The 20,149-nt window shown below is 69.8% G+C and carries 19 protein-coding genes; 11 read left to right on the top strand and 8 right to left on the bottom strand.

Going from position 1 to position 20,149, the window contains the following annotated elements:
• Position 1: 1 nt before the first annotated feature.
• The 3 genes from Ahu01nite_RS33065 to Ahu01nite_RS33055 all read right to left on the bottom strand — a co-directional run bounded on the left by Ahu01nite_RS33065 (position 2) and on the right by Ahu01nite_RS33055 (position 4,058).
• The gene (locus tag Ahu01nite_RS33065; protein ID WP_203840623.1) at positions 2-178 is read right to left on the bottom strand and encodes a hypothetical protein; all 177 of its coding nucleotides are present in this window, start codon (positions 176-178) and stop codon (positions 2-4) included.
• A 246-nt stretch (positions 179-424) separates the two neighbouring features.
• A complete protein-coding gene (locus Ahu01nite_RS33060) occupies positions 425-2,854 on the bottom strand; it encodes an endo-beta-N-acetylglucosaminidase (protein ID WP_203840622.1) in 2,430 nt (809 codons plus the stop codon).
• Positions 2,855-2,900: 46 nt separating this feature from the next.
• A complete protein-coding gene (locus Ahu01nite_RS33055; RefSeq protein ID WP_369076641.1) occupies positions 2,901-4,058 on the bottom strand; it encodes an alpha/beta fold hydrolase in 1,158 nt (385 codons plus the stop codon).
• A gap of 23 nt (positions 4,059-4,081) precedes the next feature.
• Here Ahu01nite_RS33055 and Ahu01nite_RS51485 point away from each other — a divergent pair, with 23 nt between their 5' ends.
• A complete protein-coding gene (locus tag Ahu01nite_RS51485; RefSeq protein ID WP_275411799.1) occupies positions 4,082-4,213 on the top strand; it encodes a hypothetical protein in 132 nt (43 codons plus the stop codon).
• Positions 4,214-4,218: 5 nt separating this feature from the next.
• Here the strand turns inward: Ahu01nite_RS51485 and Ahu01nite_RS33050 are convergent, their stop codons facing one another.
• Positions 4,219-5,187, bottom strand: a complete 969-nt coding sequence (locus tag Ahu01nite_RS33050; RefSeq protein ID WP_203840621.1) for an NAD-dependent epimerase/dehydratase family protein — start codon at positions 5,185-5,187, stop codon at positions 4,219-4,221.
• A gap of 200 nt (positions 5,188-5,387) precedes the next feature.
• Here Ahu01nite_RS33050 and Ahu01nite_RS33045 point away from each other — a divergent pair, with 200 nt between their 5' ends.
• The 6 genes from Ahu01nite_RS33045 to Ahu01nite_RS33020 all read left to right on the top strand — a co-directional run bounded on the left by Ahu01nite_RS33045 (position 5,388) and on the right by Ahu01nite_RS33020 (position 11,560).
• Positions 5,388-7,034, top strand: coding sequence for a glucuronyl esterase domain-containing protein (locus Ahu01nite_RS33045; RefSeq protein ID WP_239159325.1), 1,647 nt, complete (start codon positions 5,388-5,390; stop codon positions 7,032-7,034).
• 55 nt (positions 7,035-7,089) lie between these two features.
• Positions 7,090-8,430 (top strand): glycoside hydrolase family 10 protein, encoded by a 1,341-nt coding sequence (locus Ahu01nite_RS33040; protein WP_203840620.1) that lies wholly within the window; start codon positions 7,090-7,092, stop codon positions 8,428-8,430.
• A gap of 14 nt (positions 8,431-8,444) precedes the next feature.
• Positions 8,445-9,701 carry an extracellular catalytic domain type 1 short-chain-length polyhydroxyalkanoate depolymerase gene (locus Ahu01nite_RS33035; protein WP_203840619.1) on the top strand — a complete coding sequence of 419 codons (1,257 nt, stop codon included), beginning with the start codon at positions 8,445-8,447 and terminating at the stop codon, positions 9,699-9,701.
• A gap of 314 nt (positions 9,702-10,015) precedes the next feature.
• Positions 10,016-10,480 (top strand): hypothetical protein, encoded by a 465-nt coding sequence (locus Ahu01nite_RS33030; RefSeq protein ID WP_239159324.1) that lies wholly within the window; start codon positions 10,016-10,018, stop codon positions 10,478-10,480.
• Positions 10,481-10,503: 23 nt separating this feature from the next.
• Positions 10,504-10,665 (top strand): hypothetical protein, encoded by a 162-nt coding sequence (locus Ahu01nite_RS33025; RefSeq protein WP_203840617.1) that lies wholly within the window; start codon positions 10,504-10,506, stop codon positions 10,663-10,665.
• Positions 10,666-10,798: 133 nt separating this feature from the next.
• Positions 10,799-11,560 carry a hypothetical protein gene (locus Ahu01nite_RS33020; protein WP_203840616.1) on the top strand — a complete coding sequence of 254 codons (762 nt, stop codon included), beginning with the start codon at positions 10,799-10,801 and terminating at the stop codon, positions 11,558-11,560.
• 22 nt (positions 11,561-11,582) lie between these two features.
• Here the strand turns inward: Ahu01nite_RS33020 and Ahu01nite_RS33015 are convergent, their stop codons facing one another.
• Together Ahu01nite_RS33015 and cspE are read right to left on the bottom strand one after the other, a co-directional pair.
• Positions 11,583-14,357, bottom strand: a complete 2,775-nt coding sequence (locus Ahu01nite_RS33015; protein ID WP_203840615.1) for a TIM-barrel domain-containing protein — start codon at positions 14,355-14,357, stop codon at positions 11,583-11,585.
• A gap of 227 nt (positions 14,358-14,584) precedes the next feature.
• Complete coding sequence (cspE, locus tag Ahu01nite_RS33010; RefSeq protein ID WP_203840614.1) at positions 14,585-14,788, bottom strand: transcription antiterminator/RNA stability regulator CspE; 204 nt, start codon at positions 14,786-14,788, stop codon at positions 14,585-14,587.
• Between the two features lie 391 nt (positions 14,789-15,179).
• Here cspE and Ahu01nite_RS33005 point away from each other — a divergent pair, with 391 nt between their 5' ends.
• Positions 15,180-16,061: a nitroreductase/quinone reductase family protein gene (locus Ahu01nite_RS33005; RefSeq protein WP_203840613.1), complete on the top strand. Its 882-nt coding sequence runs from the start codon at positions 15,180-15,182 to the stop codon at positions 16,059-16,061.
• A 47-nt stretch (positions 16,062-16,108) separates the two neighbouring features.
• The gene (locus Ahu01nite_RS33000; RefSeq protein WP_203840612.1) at positions 16,109-16,678 is read left to right on the top strand and encodes a P-loop NTPase family protein; all 570 of its coding nucleotides are present in this window, start codon (positions 16,109-16,111) and stop codon (positions 16,676-16,678) included.
• Here the strand turns inward: Ahu01nite_RS33000 and Ahu01nite_RS32995 are convergent.
• The gene (locus Ahu01nite_RS32995; RefSeq protein WP_203840611.1) at positions 16,665-17,660 is read right to left on the bottom strand and encodes a GlxA family transcriptional regulator; all 996 of its coding nucleotides are present in this window, start codon (positions 17,658-17,660) and stop codon (positions 16,665-16,667) included. The genes Ahu01nite_RS33000 and Ahu01nite_RS32995 overlap by 14 nt on opposite strands.
• A gap of 71 nt (positions 17,661-17,731) precedes the next feature.
• On the opposite strand from Ahu01nite_RS32995, the gene Ahu01nite_RS32990 reads away from it, so the two are divergent.
• Both Ahu01nite_RS32990 and Ahu01nite_RS32985 read left to right on the top strand, forming a co-directional pair.
• Entirely contained in the window at positions 17,732-18,712 is a 981-nt protein-coding gene (locus tag Ahu01nite_RS32990) for an NADP-dependent oxidoreductase (RefSeq protein WP_239159323.1), read from the top strand.
• 130 nt (positions 18,713-18,842) lie between these two features.
• Positions 18,843-19,259 (top strand): PPOX class F420-dependent oxidoreductase, encoded by a 417-nt coding sequence (locus Ahu01nite_RS32985; RefSeq protein ID WP_203840610.1) that lies wholly within the window; start codon positions 18,843-18,845, stop codon positions 19,257-19,259.
• Here the strand turns inward: Ahu01nite_RS32985 and Ahu01nite_RS32980 are convergent.
• A complete protein-coding gene (locus Ahu01nite_RS32980) occupies positions 19,256-20,125 on the bottom strand; it encodes an SMP-30/gluconolactonase/LRE family protein (RefSeq protein ID WP_203840609.1) in 870 nt (289 codons plus the stop codon). The two genes, Ahu01nite_RS32985 and Ahu01nite_RS32980, sit on opposite strands and share 4 nt — an antisense overlap.
• Positions 20,126-20,149: the final 24 nt, after the last annotated feature.

Genomic DNA, 20,149 nt, shown 5'->3' with positions numbered 1-20,149 from the left:
ATCAGGCAGCCGCGCCGTCGGCCGGAACCGTCGGCGTGGTGTCCCAGATCAGGCCCGCCTGGTAATGCGTGACGGCGCGGTGGGAATTGCTGGAACCGGAGGCGATGCCTACTGCGAGAAACGCGGCGAGCAGAAGCAGGCCGGCGAGAACTCCGGAGATCCGGGCGGTAGCAGACATGGAACCCTCCAGCAGGAAATGGCATTGATCGGTCGGTGCGTATCCGGTCGCGGATTTCCGCTTCCTGAGTCGCCGTTCCGTTGATCAATAGTCTGCTGCTGATGGAGAGTGCCGGGAAGGGAGAGCAGGTGGTCAGAAGCGTCCAGGACGGTTTGTGCCAGAAGGGCGGGAACAGCACCGCCGCGGTCACCTGTCCGGTGACCGCGGCGGGTTTCTGTCCGGCGAAGATGCGTGCCGGGGCTGGTGCTACACGCCCCAGGCCTCGAACTCGTAGATCCGGGCCGCGGGGTCGGTGGTCTGCGTGGGCGTGGTGACGGTCAGCCGGACGTAGCGGGCTGTCGTGGTGACCGGGTGGGTCGACGTGCTGTCGGTGTTGGCAGTGACCGACACGACGGTCTGCCACGGGTCCGTGGTCGCCGAGCGGACGGCGATGGTGAACGCCTTGGTGTTGAAGGTGGCGGACTCGCCTCCGGCGCCGGCGTGCTTGACCACGAGACTGCTCAGCGAGTGGTTCGCGCCGAGGTCGACCTCGAGCCACTTCTGCGTACCCAGGGAACACCACTTGTCGGAGTTGCCGCCGCTGACGCTGCCGTTCACCGCCTTGGCCGCGCTCTCCGCCGTGGCGCACTGGGAGTCCGCGGTGGCCGGCTGGTTGAGGGCCAGGTTCGCCGCGACCGGTGCGCCGCTCCACTCCACCTCGGTGCTGACGGCTGCGGACCGGCCGCCCTCGGCACCCACCGCCTCCACCTCGATGGTGCTGGCAGCCTCGGTGCCGGTGCGGTCGAGGCGCGGAACGAAGTAGGCGTTGTTCGTGGTGCCGCCGAGATAGGTCCGGGTGCCGTCGGCGTCGCGGTGGAACACGTCGTAGTGATGCACCGGTCCGCTCGCGGCGTTCCAGGTGAGCCGTAGCGTTTTGCGGGTCGACGACACATCCGTCACGCCGAGCACGGACACCCCGGACGGCGGGTTGACGGCGTCCACCGCGCCGTCGTACACGGCGATCCTGCCGACGTGGATCGAGTACGCGTCGACCGGCTCGGAGGCAGCCGCGCGCAGTCCGAGCTGGGCGATCGTGCGGCCCGCGTACGGTGAGAGATCCAAGGTCCTGGTCTCCCATCCCGTGCCCGTGGTGGCGCCGAGGTCGAGCGTGGTGAACGAGGCCGGGTCGTCGGTGAACGACACCGCCGCCGCCAGGTTCGTCGCACCCGCCGCCGGGTTCTTGACGACTATCGACAGCTTGGTGCCGGCGGCCACCGGGAGCCGGGTCTGATAGAGCCGCACGGTGTTGGCCGCGTCGAGCTTGCCGGACAGCTGCAGGGAACTGCCACCCTCGTATGCGTCCGAGAAGTCGATGCCCGGCGTCAGCTTCGTCCCCGCGGACTGCACCACCCAGCGGTACGTCGGCGGCACGTCCTGCAGCGACAGGTTGTTCCAGCCGCTCGTCCCCAGCCGCTCCCCGCCGACCGCGTAGAAGTCACCCTGACCGGCGTTGAAACTGGTCACGAACGGCTTGGCCGTCACCGCGGTGGACTCGGCGACATAGGTGGCCAGCCCCTTCCACGCCGACGTCGTGGCGGTGTTCGACGGATCGTTGTTGGCACCCACCCAGTAACGCGCGTCGCGGCTGTAGAAGTCGGCCCGCGACGTCGACGACTTCCAGGTCCACTCGGGACGGTAGAGCCCGAGCCCGGTCACGTGCGGCTGTCCGTCCGGGAACACCGAACTCCACGGTACGGACGAGTTGTACCCGTTGGCCTCGGTGTCGATGCCCGCGTACAGGTCGTACTCGCTGCGCCCGAGCCCGCGGGCCGTGGTGCGCGAGGTCGTCTGCTTGGCCGCACTCCAGCCGAAGTCGAGGAACATCGAGTCGGAGACGCGCGTGGCGCCGTCCTGAAGGAACGCGTCGTTCGTGGTGTTCAGCCCGTCCTGCCAGGACACCGCGCCGCTCTCGGTCATCGCGTCGTACCACATGAAATCGACCGGGCCGCGCGACTTCGCATAGGTCAGGGTGTTGCGCACCTCGGTCGCCAGCGCCGCGTCGCCGCCGCCGGTCTCCTGGTTGATGAACCAGCCCTCGAAGCCGTAGTGCTGCGCGACCTCCACCAGCTTGTCAGCCACCGGATAACCGCTCCCGGACTTCTGCACAAAATCCCGGACCCACTGCAGCTGCCCACCGTACGCCGCCGGCGGGAAGAACACGGTCCCGTAAACCTTCACCCCGTTACGATGCGCCGCATCGATGACCGTGGCATTCGGAGCGAGAATCAGCCCCTCACTCGCCGACCCGCCCCAGAAGACCAGCGTGTCGATGTACTGCCAATACGGGAACGCGTAATAGTTCGTGTCCAGCGCGCCCTGCGACGGATTGCCGGACGTCGGCCCGAACGACACCAGCGACGCGATCCTGCCCTCCCCGGCGTGCGCGTTCGCATTGGCCTTGAGCTCGGGATCCTGGGTACGCGCAGCGAGCGGCACCCTCGACACGTTGAACCGCGCATCAGCATCGGTAGCCGGATCCCAGTTCACAATCGAGTTCGGATGCCAATACGAGGCGTACGGCTGGCTCCCCGGACCCACCGCGGCAGCAGCGCTCGCCGCCGCCGCGGGTCCGGGCACCGCGCCGCCGAGCGCAAGCACCGCACCAAGGCCAGAAAGAAAAAGGCGTGACGGTTTCATCGCGGTCTCCTCGCGAACGCGTCGACTCTCACCGGACAACCGGCCGCTAGGTTCCCCTGACAACGGTGTCAGCCACGGTCCAGCCCGACGATATGGCAAGACTTTCACGTTGGTCAATGCGTTGTGCCCGGTCGGTGCGGCTCAGGGCTTCGGCTGATGGCAGGTCCGGGCCGGTGGGGACCGGAACGCCGGCGCAGCCGTGGTCGATTTCGCCGGTGGTGAAGTAGGTGAGCAGGTCGGCGGCGCACTCGGGGACGCGGAGGACCGAGCCATGGACGTCGTCGTTCACCGTGTAGACCGTGCCGCCGACGATGGCCTTTGTCTGCCACGTCCACTCGTACGGTGACGGGGTCTCGAAACGGTGACCGGACAGCACGAGTGAGCCACCGCCGGGGCGCAACCGGACCTGCTGGACCGGCAGCGGCCACCCGGCACATCCGGCTGAGAAACCGCGGTTGGGGCTGGTCATGGGGTTGTCGGCGAGGCGTTGCCGGTAGGCGGCCCAGGCGGCGTCGAAGCCGAGGCGGGCGGGGTCCTCGTTGCAGAAGGCGGCGCGGTTCATCGTCCGGTTGCCCTGTTCGGGCAGGTCGGCGGGCGGCTCGGACGGGGGTTCCGGTTCGCTGACGACCTCTTTGACGGTGGGTGGCGCGGTGGGGCCGGTGGCGTCGCGCAACTCCTTCAGGACCTGGCTCGCCAGGGGCCAGGCCGGGGCGTCCTGGCTGGCGGCGAGCGCGATGAAGTCGCCGTCGAACGTGTCGTCGATGTCGGTGAAACGGCGTGGGTTCGTGTCGTAGCCGGTGCGCAGGGCGACTGCCGCCGCGTCGCGGCCCTTTTCGAACGCGGGGATGCTGAAGCGGGGGATCGCCACGCTGTCGAGGAACATCCGGCCGACGCTCGTGGGGAACGTGCTGCGGTAGACGACGCCGAGCCAGGTGCCCCAGGAGATGCCGAGGAAGTTCAGTTTCCGCTCGTGGAGCCCGGTCCGGATCCGGTCTAGGTCACGGGCGACGTTGAGCGTGGTGAGCTGCGCGAGGAATGCGGGGTCGGACCGGCCGCAGGCGGCGTTGTCCCGCACCTGGGCGTCGTACAGCCGGCGTGCTGTGTCCCTGGCCAGGGGGCCGTCGGGCAGGGGGCCGGGGTTGTCACCGGGCTCGGGGCAGTTGATGTTCGTGCTGTAACCGACGCCGCGGGGGTCGAAGCCGATGAGGTCGTAGCGGGGTCCAGACGATGCGTACGTGGATGGCGCAGCGAGCCACCTGGCTGGACAGCACCGCAGGCTGGGGCGGGGGTGGCACGACGCCGCCGCCCGGCGGAAGCTGCACCGCCCGGCCGCGGATCACCTCCTGCGCGGCCGGCTGACCGCGTCAGAGCCCGGTGCCGTCCAGATCCAGCTGGTCATGCCCGGCGAGCCACCGTACGGACTCGCGCAGGGCATCCAGCGAGGAGTAACGCGGCGCGTAGCCGAGAACCGCGCGAGCCCGGTCGATGCTCGCCGCGATGCTGCGCTCGACGTGCTCCCGGGTGGCACCGGCGTGCTCGGCCCCGGCCCGCTCCTCGAACTCCGGCCAGTCCACCAGGTCGAGCACCGGCTCGCGACCGAACCACGCGGCCACCCCCGCAGCGAGACCCCGGCAGGTCATCGCCTGCTCGGCCACCACATGGAAGCTCTGCCCGATCGCGGCCGGCCGCGTCAGTGCCCGCTCGAAGGCCTGTGCCACGTCGTCGGCGTGCACGTGGTGGAGCACCCCGAGCCCGAAGGCGGGCAGAGCGACCGGCTCGCCGGTGGCCAAGCGCCGCCACACGTCCGGGTCGAGGTTGCCCGCGGGGGTGATGACCGGCCACCCCGGGCCGCTGATGTGCCCGGGGTGCAGGACCACCGTCGGGACACCACCGGCGAGGGTCTCGCGATGCAGCAGCTCCTCGATCGCGGCCTTACCGGTGCCATATTCGCCGTACGCGGTGCGTGGCTCGTCCTCGGTGACCGGCACCCTGGCCGTATGCCCGTGCACCCAGATCGTGCCGCAGTGCAGCAGCAGCGGGCGGGTGGGGCGCAGGGCGTCGACCAGCTGCCGGGCGGAGCCGGGGGTGAAGCAGATCAGGTCGATCACGGCGTCGGGCTGCAGCGCGGCGATCCGCGCGCCGAACGTACCGGCAGCGTCCTCGGCCTCCCGGTCGGCGGCGACCCGTTCGACCGAGCGCCACTCGGGTGCGTCGTGGTAGGGCGCGCGCTCACCCCGGCTCACCGCGACGACCTCGTACCCGGCCCTGACCAGGCGCGGGACCAGATAGGTGCCGACGTGCCCGGTCGCTCCGATCACCACTGCTCGACGCATGTCCCGCAGCTTACGAGCGGCCCCGGTTCCGCCGGAAGGGGGCCCGGACATGCCGAAATTACCGGTAATCTCCGCGCCGCCAAATCTATTGACCCCGATCGATACAGCGTCGTAACGTGCGCTTAACACCTCCGGAAGACATCGATAGCGCTCCGGAAGTTTCAGTCCCTCAGGCGTGAGTCCATGAAGGGAAGGCCCTTATGAGCATCGAACCCGGCCGTTCCAGGGCCCGACCCACGATCGTCGCGCTGGTGGTATCGGCGCTGATGGTCGCCGGGGCGGTCGCCGTCCTGGCGAGCACCCCCACCGCACCGGCCACCGCCGTGCTCGCCGCCGCGGCCGCTCCCGTCGAGGACGAGGGCGCCGACTGCGCGGTGCCGGCCCTGCCCGACGCGGGCTCGCTACCCACCAACGCCAAGCTGCCCGACCCGTTCACCCGGATCGACGGCACGCGCATCACGACGGTCGCGGACTGGCGGTGCCGCCGGGAAGAGATCAAGAAGCAGGCGGAGAAGTACGTCTACGGTACGAAGCCCGCGCCGCCGGCGACCGTCACGGGCACGGTGTCGTCCACCAGCATCACCGTCAACGTGACCGACAACGGCAAGAGCTCCAGCTTCTCGGCGTCGGTGTCCCTGCCGAGCGGCACCGGACCGTTCCCGGCGGTCGTGGTCTACGGCGGATTCGCCGACACCGCCACGATCCGGGCCGCGGGGGCCGCGGTCATCAACTACGACCCGTACTCCGTCGGCAAGGAAGGCACCGGGCGCGCGAACAAGCAGGGCGCGTTCTACAGCATCTACGGCGCGACGAGCACCACCGGGCTGTTGCAGGCCTGGGGCTGGGGCGTCAGCCGGATCATCGACGTGATCGAGAAGTCGGGCGGCAGCGTCCTGAAGGCCGACGCGACCGGCGTGACGGGCTGCTCCCGGTTCGGCAAGGGCGCGTTCGTGGCCGGCGTGTTCGACCAGCGGATCGCGCTGACGATGCCGATCGAGTCGGGCACCGCGGGGGTGCCGATCTTCCGGGGCATCCCCGGTGAGGGCGCGCAGAGCCTGAGCAGCGCGTACGGCGAGCAGCCCTGGTTCGGTGACGCGTTCAGCTCGTTCACCGGAGCCCCGGGCAAGCTGCCGGTGGACACGCACGAGATGGTCGCCATGGTCGCACCGCGGGGACTGTTCATCATGGACAACCCGCACATCGCGAACCTCGGCCCGAAGTCCGGCAGTGTCGCGGCGCTGGGTGGTGCCGAGGTCTACAAGGCGCTCGGCGCGGGTAGCAACATCACCTACTGGTCCGATGTCGCCGACGGGTCGCACTGCGCCAACCGGTCGGAGTGGACGACCCCGCTGCAGCAGAACATCAGGAAGTTCCTGCTGAAGACCGCTGACGACCCCGGCGCGATCCGGATCTCCAGCAAGGCCCTCGGCAACCTCGCCGAGTGGCGCACCTGGACCACCCCCACCCTCGGCACAGGCCCGACGTCCCCGCCGACCAGCGGCCCGACGTCCCCGCCCACCAGCGGTCCCACGTCGCCGCCGACCAGTGACCCGACGACCCCGCCGCCCGGTGGTAGCTGCTCGGCGACAGTCACCCCCGGCACGGTCTGGGCCGATCGGTACAACACGTCAGTCACTGTCACCGGCGCCGGCAACTGGACCGTGACTGTCGCCATCACCTCACCTCAGCAGGTCTCCACCACGTGGAGCGGCGCGTTCAGCTGGAGCAACGGCGGCACCACCATGACGGTCAAGCCGAACGGCAGCGGCAACACGTTCGGCTTCACCACGATGACCAACGGCAACTCCAGCGCCCGGCCCCGCATCACGTCCTGCACCGCGGCGTAATCCAGCGGTCCGGGCGGATCCACCACCGCCCGGACCGCATTCCCCGGAGGTACTCATGAACAGAAAACCCACCCGTCTGAAGCGTGCCGCTCTCGTCCTCTCGGCCGCCGGAATGCTGGTCGCCGCGGGGTTCGCGGTCCTGCCCGGCTCCGCCAGCGCCGCAACGACTCTCGGTGCGTCCGCCGCCGCCCGCGACGGTCGTTTCTTCGGCACGGCGGTCGCGGCGAGCAGGCTCAGCGACACCGCGTACACCACGATTCTCGACCGTGAGTTCAACGCGGTCACGCCCGAGAACGAAATGAAGATCGACGCCACCGAGCCGAACCAGAACCAGTTCACCTACACCAACGCGGAACGTATCGTCACCCACGCCCGTGGCCTGGGGATGCAGGTACGCGGCCACACGCTCGCCTGGCACTCGCAGCAGCCCGGCTGGATGCAGAGCCTGTCCGGCACCGCGCTGCGCAACGCCATGCTCAACCACGTCACCCAGGTCGCCACCCACTTCCGGGGCCAGGTCACGTGGTGGGACGTGGTGAACGAGGCGTTCTCCGACAACGGTGACGGCTCGCGCCGCGACTCCAACCTGCAGCGCACCGGCAACGACTGGATCGAGGCCGCGTTCCGGGCCGCGCGCACCGCCGACCCGGACGCCAAGCTCTGCTACAACGACTACAACACCGACAACTGGAGCTCCGCGAAGACCCAGGCCGTCTACCGGATGGTGCAGGACTTCAAGTCCCGCGGTGTCCCGATCGACTGCGTCGGCCTCCAGTCGCACTTCACCGGCGGGTCGAGCTACCCCAGCAACTACCGCACCACGCTGTCCAGCTTCGCCGCGCTCGGTGTAGACGTGCACATCACCGAGCTCGACATCACGAACGCGCCGACCGCGGCGTACACCAATGTCACCAATGATTGTCTTGCTGTCGCCCGCTGCAAGGGAATCACGGTGTGGGGCATCCGTGACTCGGACTCGTGGCGGTCGGGGGAGAGCCCGCTGCTCTTCACCAGCAGCGGCGGGAAGAAGGCGGCCTACACCTCGGTGCTGACAGCGCTGAACAACGGCACCTCCCCGACGAGCCCCACGACCCCGCCTGGATCCCCGACGACCCCTCCTCCCGCCGGCTCCTGCACGGCGTCGATAACCCCGGGCACCGTCTGGGGCGACCGCTACAACACCTCGGTGACCGTCACCGGCGCCACCACCTGGACCGTCACCGTCGCCATCACCTCACCACAGCAGGTCACGACGACCTGGAGCGCCGCCTTCACCAACGCCGGCACCACCCTGACCGTCAAGCCCAACGGCAGCGGCAACACGTTCGGCTTCACCACGATGACCAACGGCAACAGCAGCGCCCGGCCGCAGATCACCGGCTGTACCGCGAGCTGAGAGGGGACCGTCCGATGAATCGCATCCTCAAAGCCGCACTGGCCGGGGTGGCCGCGGCATCGCTCGCGGTCGCCACCGCACTGATCGGTGCCCAGCCGGCAGAAGCGGCGTCGCTGGTCCGGGTGACCAGCTTCGGCACCAACCCCAGCAACCTCAACATGTACATCTACGTACCGGACCGCCTCGCCGCCCGGCCCGCCCTCCTGGTCGCCATGCACTACTGCGGCGGCAGCGCCTCGGCGGTGGCCAACGGATACTTCCGCGACTACGAAACGGCAGCCGACCAGTACGGCTACATCATCGTCTTCCCCGAAGCGACCCGCAGCGGCAACTGCTTCGACGTCTACACGCAGCAGGCACTGCAACGAAACGGTGGCAGCGACCCCGTCAGCATCATGTCGATGGTCAACTACACCAAATCGCAGTACAACATCGACCCCAGCCGCGTGTACGCCACCGGCGTCTCCTCCGGCGCCATGATGACCAACGTCATGCTCGCCGACTACCCGGACGTGTTCGCGGCCGGTTCGGCGTTCATGGGCGTACCCGCCGGCTGTTTCGCCACCACCGGCGGCTCGACCTGGAATTCCCAGTGCGCCAACGGCCAGGTCATCAAGACCGCCCAGCAATGGGGCGACCTGGCCCGCTCGATGTACCCCGGCTACACCGGCGCCCGCCCCCGGATGCAGGTGTGGCACGGCACCGCGGACAACACGCTCTACTACAACAACTTCGGCGAAGAGCTCAAACAGTGGACCAACGTCAACGGCGTCAGCCAGACCCCGGTGCTCACCGACTCACCGGCGTCGAGCTGGACCCGCACCCGCTACGGCAACAGCACCGTCACCCCGCCGGTGGAGGGCATCAGCGTCTCGGGGGCCGGCCACACGCTGCCCCAGAGCGGGATGATCGCGTACGCCATCAACTTCCTCGGCCTCAACACCACCGGGGGAGGGGGCGGAAGCACCCCGCCGTCCTCCCCGCCGCCACCCACCGGTAGCTGCACCGCGACGGTCACCCCGGGCACCGTCTGGGCCGACCGCTACAACACGTCGGTCACCGTCACCGGCTCCACCACGTGGACCGTCACCGTCGCCATCACCGCACCGCAACAGGTCTCCACGACGTGGAGCGGCGCGTTCTCCTGGAGCAACGGCGGCAACACCATGACGGTCAAGCCCAACGGCAGCGGCAACACCTTCGGCTTCACCACCATGACCAACGGCAACAGCACCGCCCGCCCCCAGATCACCGGCTGCACCACAACCTGACAACCGAACGAGAGCGCTGACCGCCGCGGCGGCTGCTGAACCCACCAACAGTGGGTTCAGCAGCCGCCGCTCTGCTGTCCGCGAACAGTCGTGGCCTGCCGCAACCCCGCCGACTTTGCAAATGGGGCTATCTTGACCAAGCTCGGCAAGTCCGTGATCTGACACGCGCAGAGTCACCGTATCGATACCTTTCGTGGTGGCGGCAGCTAGAAACGGTCCGGTGAGGAGGCTGAGGCAACGACGTCGGTGGTCGTGCCATTCTCGTCACCGCTGGAGGGATGGACCCTGCCGTACGGTGCCGTTACGTTGCGCCGATGACCAGCGTTGCCTCCGTTATCGCCGCCATAGACATGCGCCGGCCGGGCCTGACTCCCGCCAAGCAGCGGCTGCTTCTCTTCTTTGTGCAAGGACACCACCTCGGGTGGTTCGACGAGCCGCTCTTTCCCGAGGCCCTGCAGGCCACCGAACGCGACGTCGCCGTTGAAGTCCCGACTCCAGCGGCAGCGGCTGCCATCGACAGTGAGCGTCCGCTCAACACCATCGGGTACGTCACAACGCGGTACAGCGCCCTGTCCCCGAGTGATCTCCGCACACTCGTGCAGGCGTCGACGCCGTGGCAGCTCGCGAGAAAGTCGGCCACCGGCGCACGGATCGACCACGGATGGTTGCGGGACTGGTTCCGCCGGCCTGACGAGACCGACGACCCGGACGACGAACGGCCCAACCGGGCCGAGGTCGCCGAGGTGGAGGCATACCTGGCCACCCGGGGGCCGCGCTAGCCGGCATCAAGGCAGGGGGACGCGTGACGGAACGCCTGGACCCGTACGGCACCTGGGGTGATTGGACCCTGCAGCAGTTCATCGTCGAGGTCGCACGGTGGCGTGACACCGAACATCCCCCTGCTGACGTGTTCGCCCGCGTCGACCAGTGGTGGCGGCGTCTGAGGCTTCTTCCGCCTGCATGAACGCGACATGCCGCCACGAATGGTCTGCGACGGATTCCGCAGTGTGCGGGCGATGCCACCGATGGAGTGAGCCGGTGACCTCCGAGCGAGCCGATTCCTCAGGCCGGGCCGGGCGCGGCCGAATGTCGCCGGCATGGGTGTGGATCTGGTCGAGATGCAGCGGGGGTTCGCCGCGAGTGCGGCGGATACCGAGCGGGTCGTCACCGAGGCCGTGACCGGTCGGCGGGGGCGTGGCGCGGTGATGCTCGCGCTGTCGAGTCCGGGTGCGCGCTGCGTGGTGCTGGCGCAGGTGCGCAGGGACGGGTTCGATGAGGTCACCGTGGTCGGTGCGCCGGATGTGGACGTGTGTGTCGCGCTGGGGTTCTCCGTGCACGGGTTCGGGGACTGGGTGAAGATCTCACCGCGCGATGCCGACGTGTGGCCCGGGGATGCCGCGGTGGCCGTGGCCGCGCTGGCGACCGACATCGACCTGACCCGGGTCGGGATCGCCTGGCGTGAGGGTTGTGACGACGGCAGGGACGTTGCCCGTGCCCGCGCCGCCCTGCTCGCGTATTTCGGGGCGAGTCAGCAGCGGTTCACGTTGCCGCGGCCGATCGATCAGCGGCGGCTGCTCACGTACGACCCCGACGGGCGCCTGGCCCGCGCGGTGATCGCTCTCAGCCGGCCGTCCGGGATCGAACCGGCGTCGTTGCGGCATCTGGAGGAGTGCGGGATCCGGACGGCCGCGGACTTCGTGGGCGTGCAGATCGACTATCTGTCGGTGCGGCGTACCACCTATGTCATCCGGCGGGACGGCACGCCGGTGCAGATCCGGGGCATCGGGCCGGAACGGGCGCTCAGCCTGTCGTTCTGGCGGCAGCGGATCGACGCGGGCCGGGCACCCCTTTTCGGCTGAGGGGGCCCGGCGCCTCGAGGGGTTACGGCTTCGCCGCGCCTGAGCGGACGAAGACCGGCATGGTGTCCAGCGTTGTCGTGATCGAGGCGGTGGTGCCGCCCTTGTAGCGCTTGCCGGTGAAGTAGTCCGTCCAGGTGTTGCCCGGCGGGAACCACACCGACGTGGATGCGGTCGTGCCCGGCGTGGTCACCGGGGCGACCAGCAGGTCAGGGCCGTAGAGGTACTGGCTGCCGGCGGTCGCGTAGGCCTCCTGCTCACCCGTGTAGGCCAGGTACATCGCCCGGACGATCGGGGTGCCGGTGCGGGTCGCCTCAGCCGCGGCGGCGTACGTGTAGGGCTGCAGCTTCTTGCGAAGGTTGAGGAACTTCTTCGCTGAGGCGTTCGCGGCCGCGCCGTACTGCCAGGGCAGGCGGTCGCTGTGGTTGGAGTGCAACCGGTCGATCGGCTGGAACGTGCCCATCTGCACCCACCGGGCGTAGAGGTCGTCCGGCAGCTTCGTGCTGCCCGGCTCGCTGCCCGGTTCCTGCAGCCCGCCCGTGTGCCCGCCGATGTCGTGGCTGACCGCGGCCAGCCCGGTGGCGGCCGACTCGCCCGGGGTGTAGCCGACCTCGAACCGCAGGGTTTCCCAGTTGGAGATCGTGTCACCGGTGAAGTGCAGCGTGGTCCGCTTGTCGGCCCACGGTCCCGTTGCCACGGGGCCCGGGTTCGCGTACCCGCCGGCCTGCAAAGATCCGTAGGCCCGGGAGAACGCGAAGCCGGTCAGGTCGGCGTACTTCTGGTTGATCCAGGCGTCAGCCGTCACGCCTTGCTTGGTGGAGGTGGAGGCGTCGCAACACCAGTCCAGCCACCAGAAATCGACGCCGTCGGCGCCCATCTGATCATGCAGCCACAGGTACGCCTTGAGCTGATCGGCGTCGCCGAAGTCGAACACGTAGCAGTCCGGTCCGCCGTTGCAGCCGGTCTTCTTCAGCTTGCCCTTCGCGAGCTCCTGCGCCTTCGGGAACGCCGGGTCGGTGCCGAGGATGCTGGGGTGGATGTTCAATCCGGTGTGTACGCCCTGCTTACGCAGCGCCGCGGCGAACGCCGTCCAGTCGGGGAACCGGGTCGGGTCGATCGACCAGCCGTTCCACTTGTCCGGCGCCTTGAAGTCCGTGTCGACGACGAGCGAGTCCAGCGGGACGCCCTCGGTCTTGAACCGCGCCACGATGTCCTGGAACTCCGCGGCGGTCCGGTCGAAGTACTCCGAGTACCAGACGCCGTACGCCCACTTGGGCAGCAGCTTCGTCGGCCCGGTCAGCGTGGACAGCTCCCGCAGCGCGTGCCGGTAGTCCTGACCGTACGCGAACACGTACCCGTCCTGGATGCCCGCGCGGTGCGGCGCCGACGCCGAGTCGTCGACCAGCGACCAGCCGTCCTGGTAGAGCAGCCCGCCGTAGGTCCGCGCGCCGCCGTTGACGTTGTCCAGGCCACGCCGGTAACCACCGAGCGGTGCGTGCGGGGCGAGCAGCGGCGAACCCTTCGCGGTGACGGCGATGGTGTCCAGGTTGACGTTGCAGCTCTGGTCGGTGGGGCAGCCGAACGTCACGGTGTTCGTGCCGGCCTTGAGCCGTACGGCGACCGACCCGGTGCGCCAGTAGTCCCAGCTGCTCGTCGGCGGCAGCGTGACCGTGACCGGCGGCGCGTCGTTCGCCGTGACCGTCGCGGTGCGGGTCTGCACCGGCTGACTGCCGGCCTGAGCGTTGGCGTAGCGCACCTGAACCTGGTAGGTCCCGGCGGCCGGCACGCCGGTGACGGTCAGCGCGGCCGCCGCCCCGGTGCGTTCCAGGCCGGCCACGAAGCCGTCACCCGAATAACCGTTGTGATCGTCGGCGAGTCGCGCCCCACCGGACAGCGTGCCCGCGTCCGCCTCGCACACCGCGCCGAACGCGCACGGCTGCGCGGTGGGCGGCGTCGGCGCCGGATATGCGGCGCCCGGCGCGAGGACGGCCAGGCTGTCGATGTTCACGCTGCCGGAGTCGCTCGCCGTGCGTACCAGGCTGATCTGGTGCCGGCCCGCGGTCAGCGTCAGCGGCGCCGAGGCGAGCGCCCAGGTGTCCCAGCTCCCGGTCGGGGGCAGCGTCAGCGTGCCGGCCGCGGTGCCGTCCACCGTCACGGTCAGGGTGCGGGCGACGTTCTGCCCGTCCCCGCCCGTGCTGTTGGCGTAGCGGACCGTGAGCTGCTGCGCGCCTGCGGTCGCGGGGGAGACGGCGAACGACAGCGAGTTGCCGGTGCCCTCGAACCCTGCCGCGAAGCCCTGGCCGGTGTAGCCGCCGTGATCGGTCGCCGCGCTCGGGCCGTCGAGGGCGAGCGCCTCGGCCTCGCACAGGGCGCCGGGGGCACAATCGGGTGCGCCCTGGCCTTCCCACGGCGCGGCGGTCACGCTCTGGCGGCCGGATTTCAGCCGTACGGTGAGGTTGTCGGCGGTGAACGCCCCGGAACCGACCTTGTAGCGCAGGGTCGCCGCGCCCGTGTCGATGCTCAGCCAGCCCTGCGAGATCCGCTTCGTGAACCGGGCCGGCGTGAAATCGTCGCGGCCGATCACGTTGAACGTGTCGCCGTCGGTGAACCGGCCGCCGGGGGCGTACTCGGTCCGGATGAGGGTCGGCGAGATGATCTGGAAGCGGGCATCGCCCGACACCACAGAGGGAAGTTTTTTGGCGGTGGCCTGGGCCGCGGTCGGCGGCACCAGCGCCAGACCACCTGTGACCAGGGCCAGAGAGGCCGCGGCGGCGGTCCTCCGTCGAACGAGTTCGTGCACCGGACGCTCCACATCGTAGAGAAAGAGATCTCTCGATGACAACGCTGTCACCTGCGCGTAACAAAAGTCAACGGATCGAGCGCAAGTGGATCATGTGCTGGGCGCGTCTGCTGGGCGCGTCTGCTGGGCACCTGTGCTGGGCGCCTGTGCTGGGCACCTGTGCTGGGCACGCCAAAACGGCGACCCGACTGCGAACAGTCGAGCCGCCGTTGCGGTACTGCGGTGGATCAGAGCGGACGGATGTTCTCCGCCTGCGGGCCCTTCTGGCCCTGGGTGATGTCGAACTCCACCTTCTGGTTCTCGTCGAGGCTGCGGTAGCCGCTCGTCGAGATGGCGGAGAAGTGGGCGAAGACGTCCGCGCCACCGTCGTCGGGGCTGATGAAGCCGAAGCCCTTGTCAGCGTTGAACCACTTCACGGTGCCTGTAGTCATGTCTGCTCCTTCGCAGGCTGTGGAGACCGCACTGTGCGGACTCTATCGCCGCTGCGTTGATAACCCGCGTCGGAAACGACACGACAAACGAAAGCGCCCGGGAGGGTTTAGATAACCCATCAGGCGCTCAAAACGTCTACGGTAATCAAAACTGCAACGAGTTGACGGTAGCACAACCCAAGGGGCTACCGGTGGATGTTGTGGCACCTTCCCTCGGTCAGGTAAGTTTTCCGGCGAGCCCCGTATGGGCCTACGCATGGAGGTAGTGGCTTCTCAGCCCGGATCGGCCTGGATTTTCCGGCCGTCTCCGCACCATGCGTGGCATGCGGGGTTTCTCCATACGTCGGTCCTGGGCCGAAGCACGCCTCCTTCCTACCCGGGAAGAGGATGTATGACCTTTGACGTCAACGAATTCCAGCGCGGCATCATCGACGAGTTCCGCCAGAACGGCGGCAGGGTCGGCGGCATGTTCGAGGGGGCGACGCTCGCCCTGCTGACCACCACCGGCGCCCGCACCGGCCTGGCCCGCACGGTGCCGCTGGGCCACCTCGAGATCGACGGCCGCGCCATGGTGGTGGCGTCGGCCATGGGCGCGCCGAAGAACCCCGGCTGGTACCACAACGTGCGCCAGGATCCGCTGGTCACGGTGGAGTTCGGGACCGAGACGTACCAGGCGATGGCGGCCGTTCTCGACGGCGGCCAGGAGTACGACGAGGTGTTCGCCAAGGTGGTCGAGGCCGCCCCGGGATACGCCGAATACCAGGCCCGCACCACCCGCCGCATCCCCGTCGTCGTCCTGCACCGCATCGACGCCGCACCGGGCGCCAAAAGGATGGGCGCCCAGCGGATGGGCGACTGGCTCGTCGAGGTGCACGACTGGTTTCGCAAGGAACTCGCTGAGCTGCGCGCCACGGTCGCTGCCGGGCAAGCCCCCGAGACCGGGTTCGCCGAGCGCTGCCAGACGTTCTGCGGCGGGCTGAGCAGGCACCACACGGGCGAGGACATGGCGGTCTTCCCGTCACTCGCGCGGCAGTTCCCGGCGCTCGGCCCCACACTCGCCGAGCTGACCGGGCAGCACAGGGTCGTGGCGCGGCTGAACACCGAAATTCAGCTGCTGTTCACCGCCTACGAACCCGGACGCGACACGCCGGGCGAGTTGCTCGCCGAGCTCGACCGGCTGATCGCCGAGCTCGACGCCCATTTCCGCTACGAGGAGAAAACCGTGGTGGTCGCGCTCAACGCCACCGCGGCGGCCCCCGTCATCCCAGGCTGAGCGCGTCTGTGGCGGGGCCTGGAACGTACGCCGATAATGCCGGGGTGATGTCACACACACCGGAGCGTCGACTGCTCATCACCGGTGCCAGCGGGGCGGGCACGACGACCCTGGGACGGGCACTCGCCACGCTCTGGGCGGTTCCCCACGCGGATGTCGACGACTACTTCTGGTTGCCGACCACGCCTCCCTACGTGGAGAAACGGCCGGCCGGCGAACGTCTGGCGCTGATGCGGGCGCTCTTCGTACCCCGGCCGGCCTGGGTGCTCTCCGGATCGATGATGGGCTGGGGCCGGCCGCTGGAGGAGCGCCTGAGCGGAGTCGTGTTCCTCGCCCTCGACCCGGAGACGCGGTTGCAGCGGCTCTTCCTGCGGGAAAGCGAGCGTTATGGGGCCGCCATCGCGGCGGGCGGCGAGCTGGAGAACGCCCATCGGGAGTTCATCGACTGGGCGCGCGGCTACGACGACGCGAAATTCGCCGGACGTAGCCGCGTCGAGCAGGAGGAGTGGCTTGCCGGACTGTCCTGCCCGGTGCTGCGTCTCAACAGCGCGGATCCACTCGCGCTGCTGGTGGATGCGGTGTCCGGCTGGACGGCCGGCAGCGTCACGACCCGGTGAGCGCGGCGGGGGCCTGGAACGTACGCCGATAGTGCTGCGGTGTGACGCCCATCACGGCGTGCATGTGCTGGCGGAGCAGGGTCGCGCTGCCGAAGCCGGCCTCCGTGGCGATGCGTTCGACGGGCAGGTCGCTGCTCTCCAGCAGTGACCGCGCCCGGTCGATGCGCTGGGCGATCAGCCATTGCAGCGGCGACACGCCGGTTTCGGCGACGAAGCGGCGGCTGAACGTGCGTTTGCTCATCGCCGCGTGGGCGGCCAGGTCGGCCAGGGTGAGGGGCAGGTCCAGCCGGGTCAGGGCCCACGCCCGGGTCGGGCCCGTTCCCGACGACGACTCGGGCGGGGTCGGGTGGGCGATGAACTGGGCCTGGCCCCCGTCGCGCCAGGGGGCGACCACGCAGCGGCGGGCGGCGTCGTTGGCGATCGTCGTGCCGTGGTCGGTGCGGATGATGTGCAGGAACAGGTCGATGCCGGCCGCGGCTCCCGCTGAGGTCAGGACCCGGCCGGCATCGACGAACAGCACGTCGGGGCGGACCTCGACGGCCGGGAACAGCGCGGCGAACCGGTCGCTCAGCGCCCAGTGCGTGGTCGCGGCGAGCCCGTCGAGCAGGCCGGCCCCGGCGAGGACGAACGCCGACGTGCAGGTGCTCACCACGCGCGTGCCGGGTCGCAGGGAACGCAGCGCCTGCGTGGTCGCGACGTCGGGCTCCCCGAAGCTGAGCATGTCGGCGGGGGGTTCCTGGGTCGCGATCACGACGGTGTCCGCGTCGGCGAGGGCCTGCCGGTCGTGGTGCACCTGGATCGAGAATCCGGCGTTGGTGGCGACCGGCCCGCCGTCGAGCGAGCAGGTGACGACGTCGTAGAGCGGCTCGCCCGCGGCGTCGAACGCCTCGCCCAGCACCCGCGCGGGGATGCCGAGGTCGAAGGGCATGACGCCGTCCAGGGCCAGCACGGCAACGCGATGAGGCCCGACCCGATCAGACATGGCACGAATCTTACGCACAATGTCATTCGCGCCGCTGTCGGGTGATCGTCCGGACGCCGAAGCTTGATCCCATGAGCGACAACACCACGATGAAAGCCGTCCGCCAGCACACCTTCGGCGGCCCGGAGGTCCTGACCGTCGAGAGCGTCCCGCGTCCCGTCCCGCTGCCCACCGAGGTCCTCGTCCGGGTGCACGCCGCCGGCATCAACCCCGTCGACTGGAAGACCCGCGAGGGCACCGGCATGGCCGGGGTGCTCGGCGAGCCGCCCTTCATCCTCGGCTGGGACGTCGCCGGCGTCGTCGTGGAGGCCGGCTTCGGCGTGACCACCCTCGCCCCCGGCGACGAGGTCTACGGGATGCCCTGGTTCCCCCGGGCCGCCGGCGCCTACGCCGAGTACGTGACCGCCCCGTCGCGGCACTTCACCCGCAAGCCCGCCACCGCCACGTTCGAGCAGGCCGCCGCCGTACCGCTCGCCGGGCTGACCGCCTGGCAGGCTCTGGTCGACACCGCCGCCGTGCAGCCCGGCCAGCGGGTCCTGATCACCGCGGCGGCCGGCGGCGTCGGGCACCTCGCGGTCCAGATCGCCAAACACCTCGGCGCCCACGTCATCGCGCTCGCGGGTCCCCGCAACCAGCAGTGGCTCCTGGACCTGGGCGCGGACGAGGTCGTCGACTACACCGCCGGCCGCTTCGAGAAGGAGGTCACCGGCGTCGACGTGGTCCTCGACCTGGTCGGCGACGCGCACGACGCCACCAGCACCCGCTCGATCGAGACGCTGCGCCCGGGTGGCCTGCTGGTCGCCGTACCAGCCGGCGTCTCCCCGGAACTGGCCGCCGCCGCCGACGCCGCCGGGGTCCGCGTCACGGGAATCCTCGTCGAGCCCGACGGCCCGGCGCTGGCCCGGCTCGCCACGCTGATCGACGACGGCGCCATCAAGGTCGAGGTCGCCGCCGTCCTGCCGCTCGCCGAGGCCGGCACCGCCCACCGCGACGCCGCACAGGGCCACACCCGCGGGAAGGTCGTGCTGCGCGTCGCCGAGGACCGGGCGTGACGCAGCACGTCCCTCGCGGGCGCCGGTGCCGTCTACCGCATGCCGCCCTCGGGTGAGTCCGAACCGGCCCATCCGCACGCGCTGAGTTTCGCTTGAGGTCAAGTGCGGTTGAGGTCGCAGACTTCCTGTCATGGCGTTCACCGAGAGCGAGATCGAATACCTGGCCGGGCAGCGACTGGGCCGGCTGGCCACCCTGCGACCGGACGGCACCCTGCAGAACAGCCCGGTCAGCTACAGGTACGACGCGAGCACCGGCTCGATCGACATCACCGGCTACAACATGACGGCCAGCCGCAAGTTCCGCAACGTCACCGCCACGGGTCAGGTCGCGTTCGTCGTCGACGACCTGCCGTCCGTCGACCCGTGGCGGGTCCGCTGCCTGGAGGTGCGCGGGACGGCCGAGGCGATCGGGAGCCCGGCCGGATCCGCGTTCGGTCCTGGCGTACCGATCATCCGGATCCATCCCCGCCAGATCATCAGCTTCGGCCTCGACCAGTCCGACGTCGACCCGCACCAACTGGTCTCCTCCAACCGGCGCGTCGCTTAGTCGCGGCGTGCCGGCAGGGCTTCGACGCCGGTGGTCCCGGCCTGCAGGACCAGCACCGCGCCGTCGTGGGGGCCGGGGTCGGTCAGTCCTTCCTGGCTGCTGGTGACCACGGCCCGGTCGCCGGCCAGGCAGACACTGGTCGGCTGGCGGGCGGGCACCGGCACCACGCGGTCGAGGGTGCCGTCGGGCCGGTAGCGGCGGATGGCCGCACCACCGAACAGCGCCATCCAGAGGTGGTCCTCGGCGTCGACGGTGAGCCCGTCCGGTGCGCCGTGCTCCGGGCCGATCCGCGCGAACGGCTGCCGGTTGCTCAGCTCGCCCGTCGCCGGGTCGACGTCGAAGCGGTCCACGTGGCCCAGCGGCGTGTCGGACAGATACATCACCCGGCCGTCGAGGCTGAACGCGGGACCGTTGGCGATGGTCAGATCCTGGAGAACGGTGTGGACGCTGCCGTCGGGGTCGAGGCGGTAGAGCGCGCCGCCGCGGGGGCTCTGGTCGCAGTTCATGCTCCCGGCCCAGAAGCGGCCGGCCCGATCCGCGACGGCGTCGTTCATCCGCCACGCCCGGTCGGTCACCGGCTCCGGGGCGGCGAGCCAGCTGACCTCGCCCGACTTCTCGTCGATCACCGCGAAGCCCGTTCCGGCGGCGGCCAGCCACGTGCCGGGCTGCCCGGCGATCGGCGCGACCGCGGCCAGCGGCACGGACAGCTTCGCCAGCTCGGTGAGAGGGCCGGTATCGGCCTTTGTTGCGGGCGCCGACAGCAGGCGGCCGGCCGGGATGTCCACGAGGACCACCCGGTCCGCCACCCACCGGGAGCCTTCGCCGAGTTCGAGCCGGTCGGGAGCCAGGTCTGTCACGTCAGTCATGCCCCGCTGTTTACCTCGCGACGG

The organism is Winogradskya humida, assembly GCF_016862215.1.
In the GTDB taxonomy this organism is placed as follows: Bacteria; Actinomycetota; Actinomycetes; order Mycobacteriales; family Micromonosporaceae; genus Actinoplanes; species Actinoplanes humidus.
Note: the sequence above shows the minus strand (reverse complement) of the source record. Positions and strands in the feature narration are given on the sequence as shown.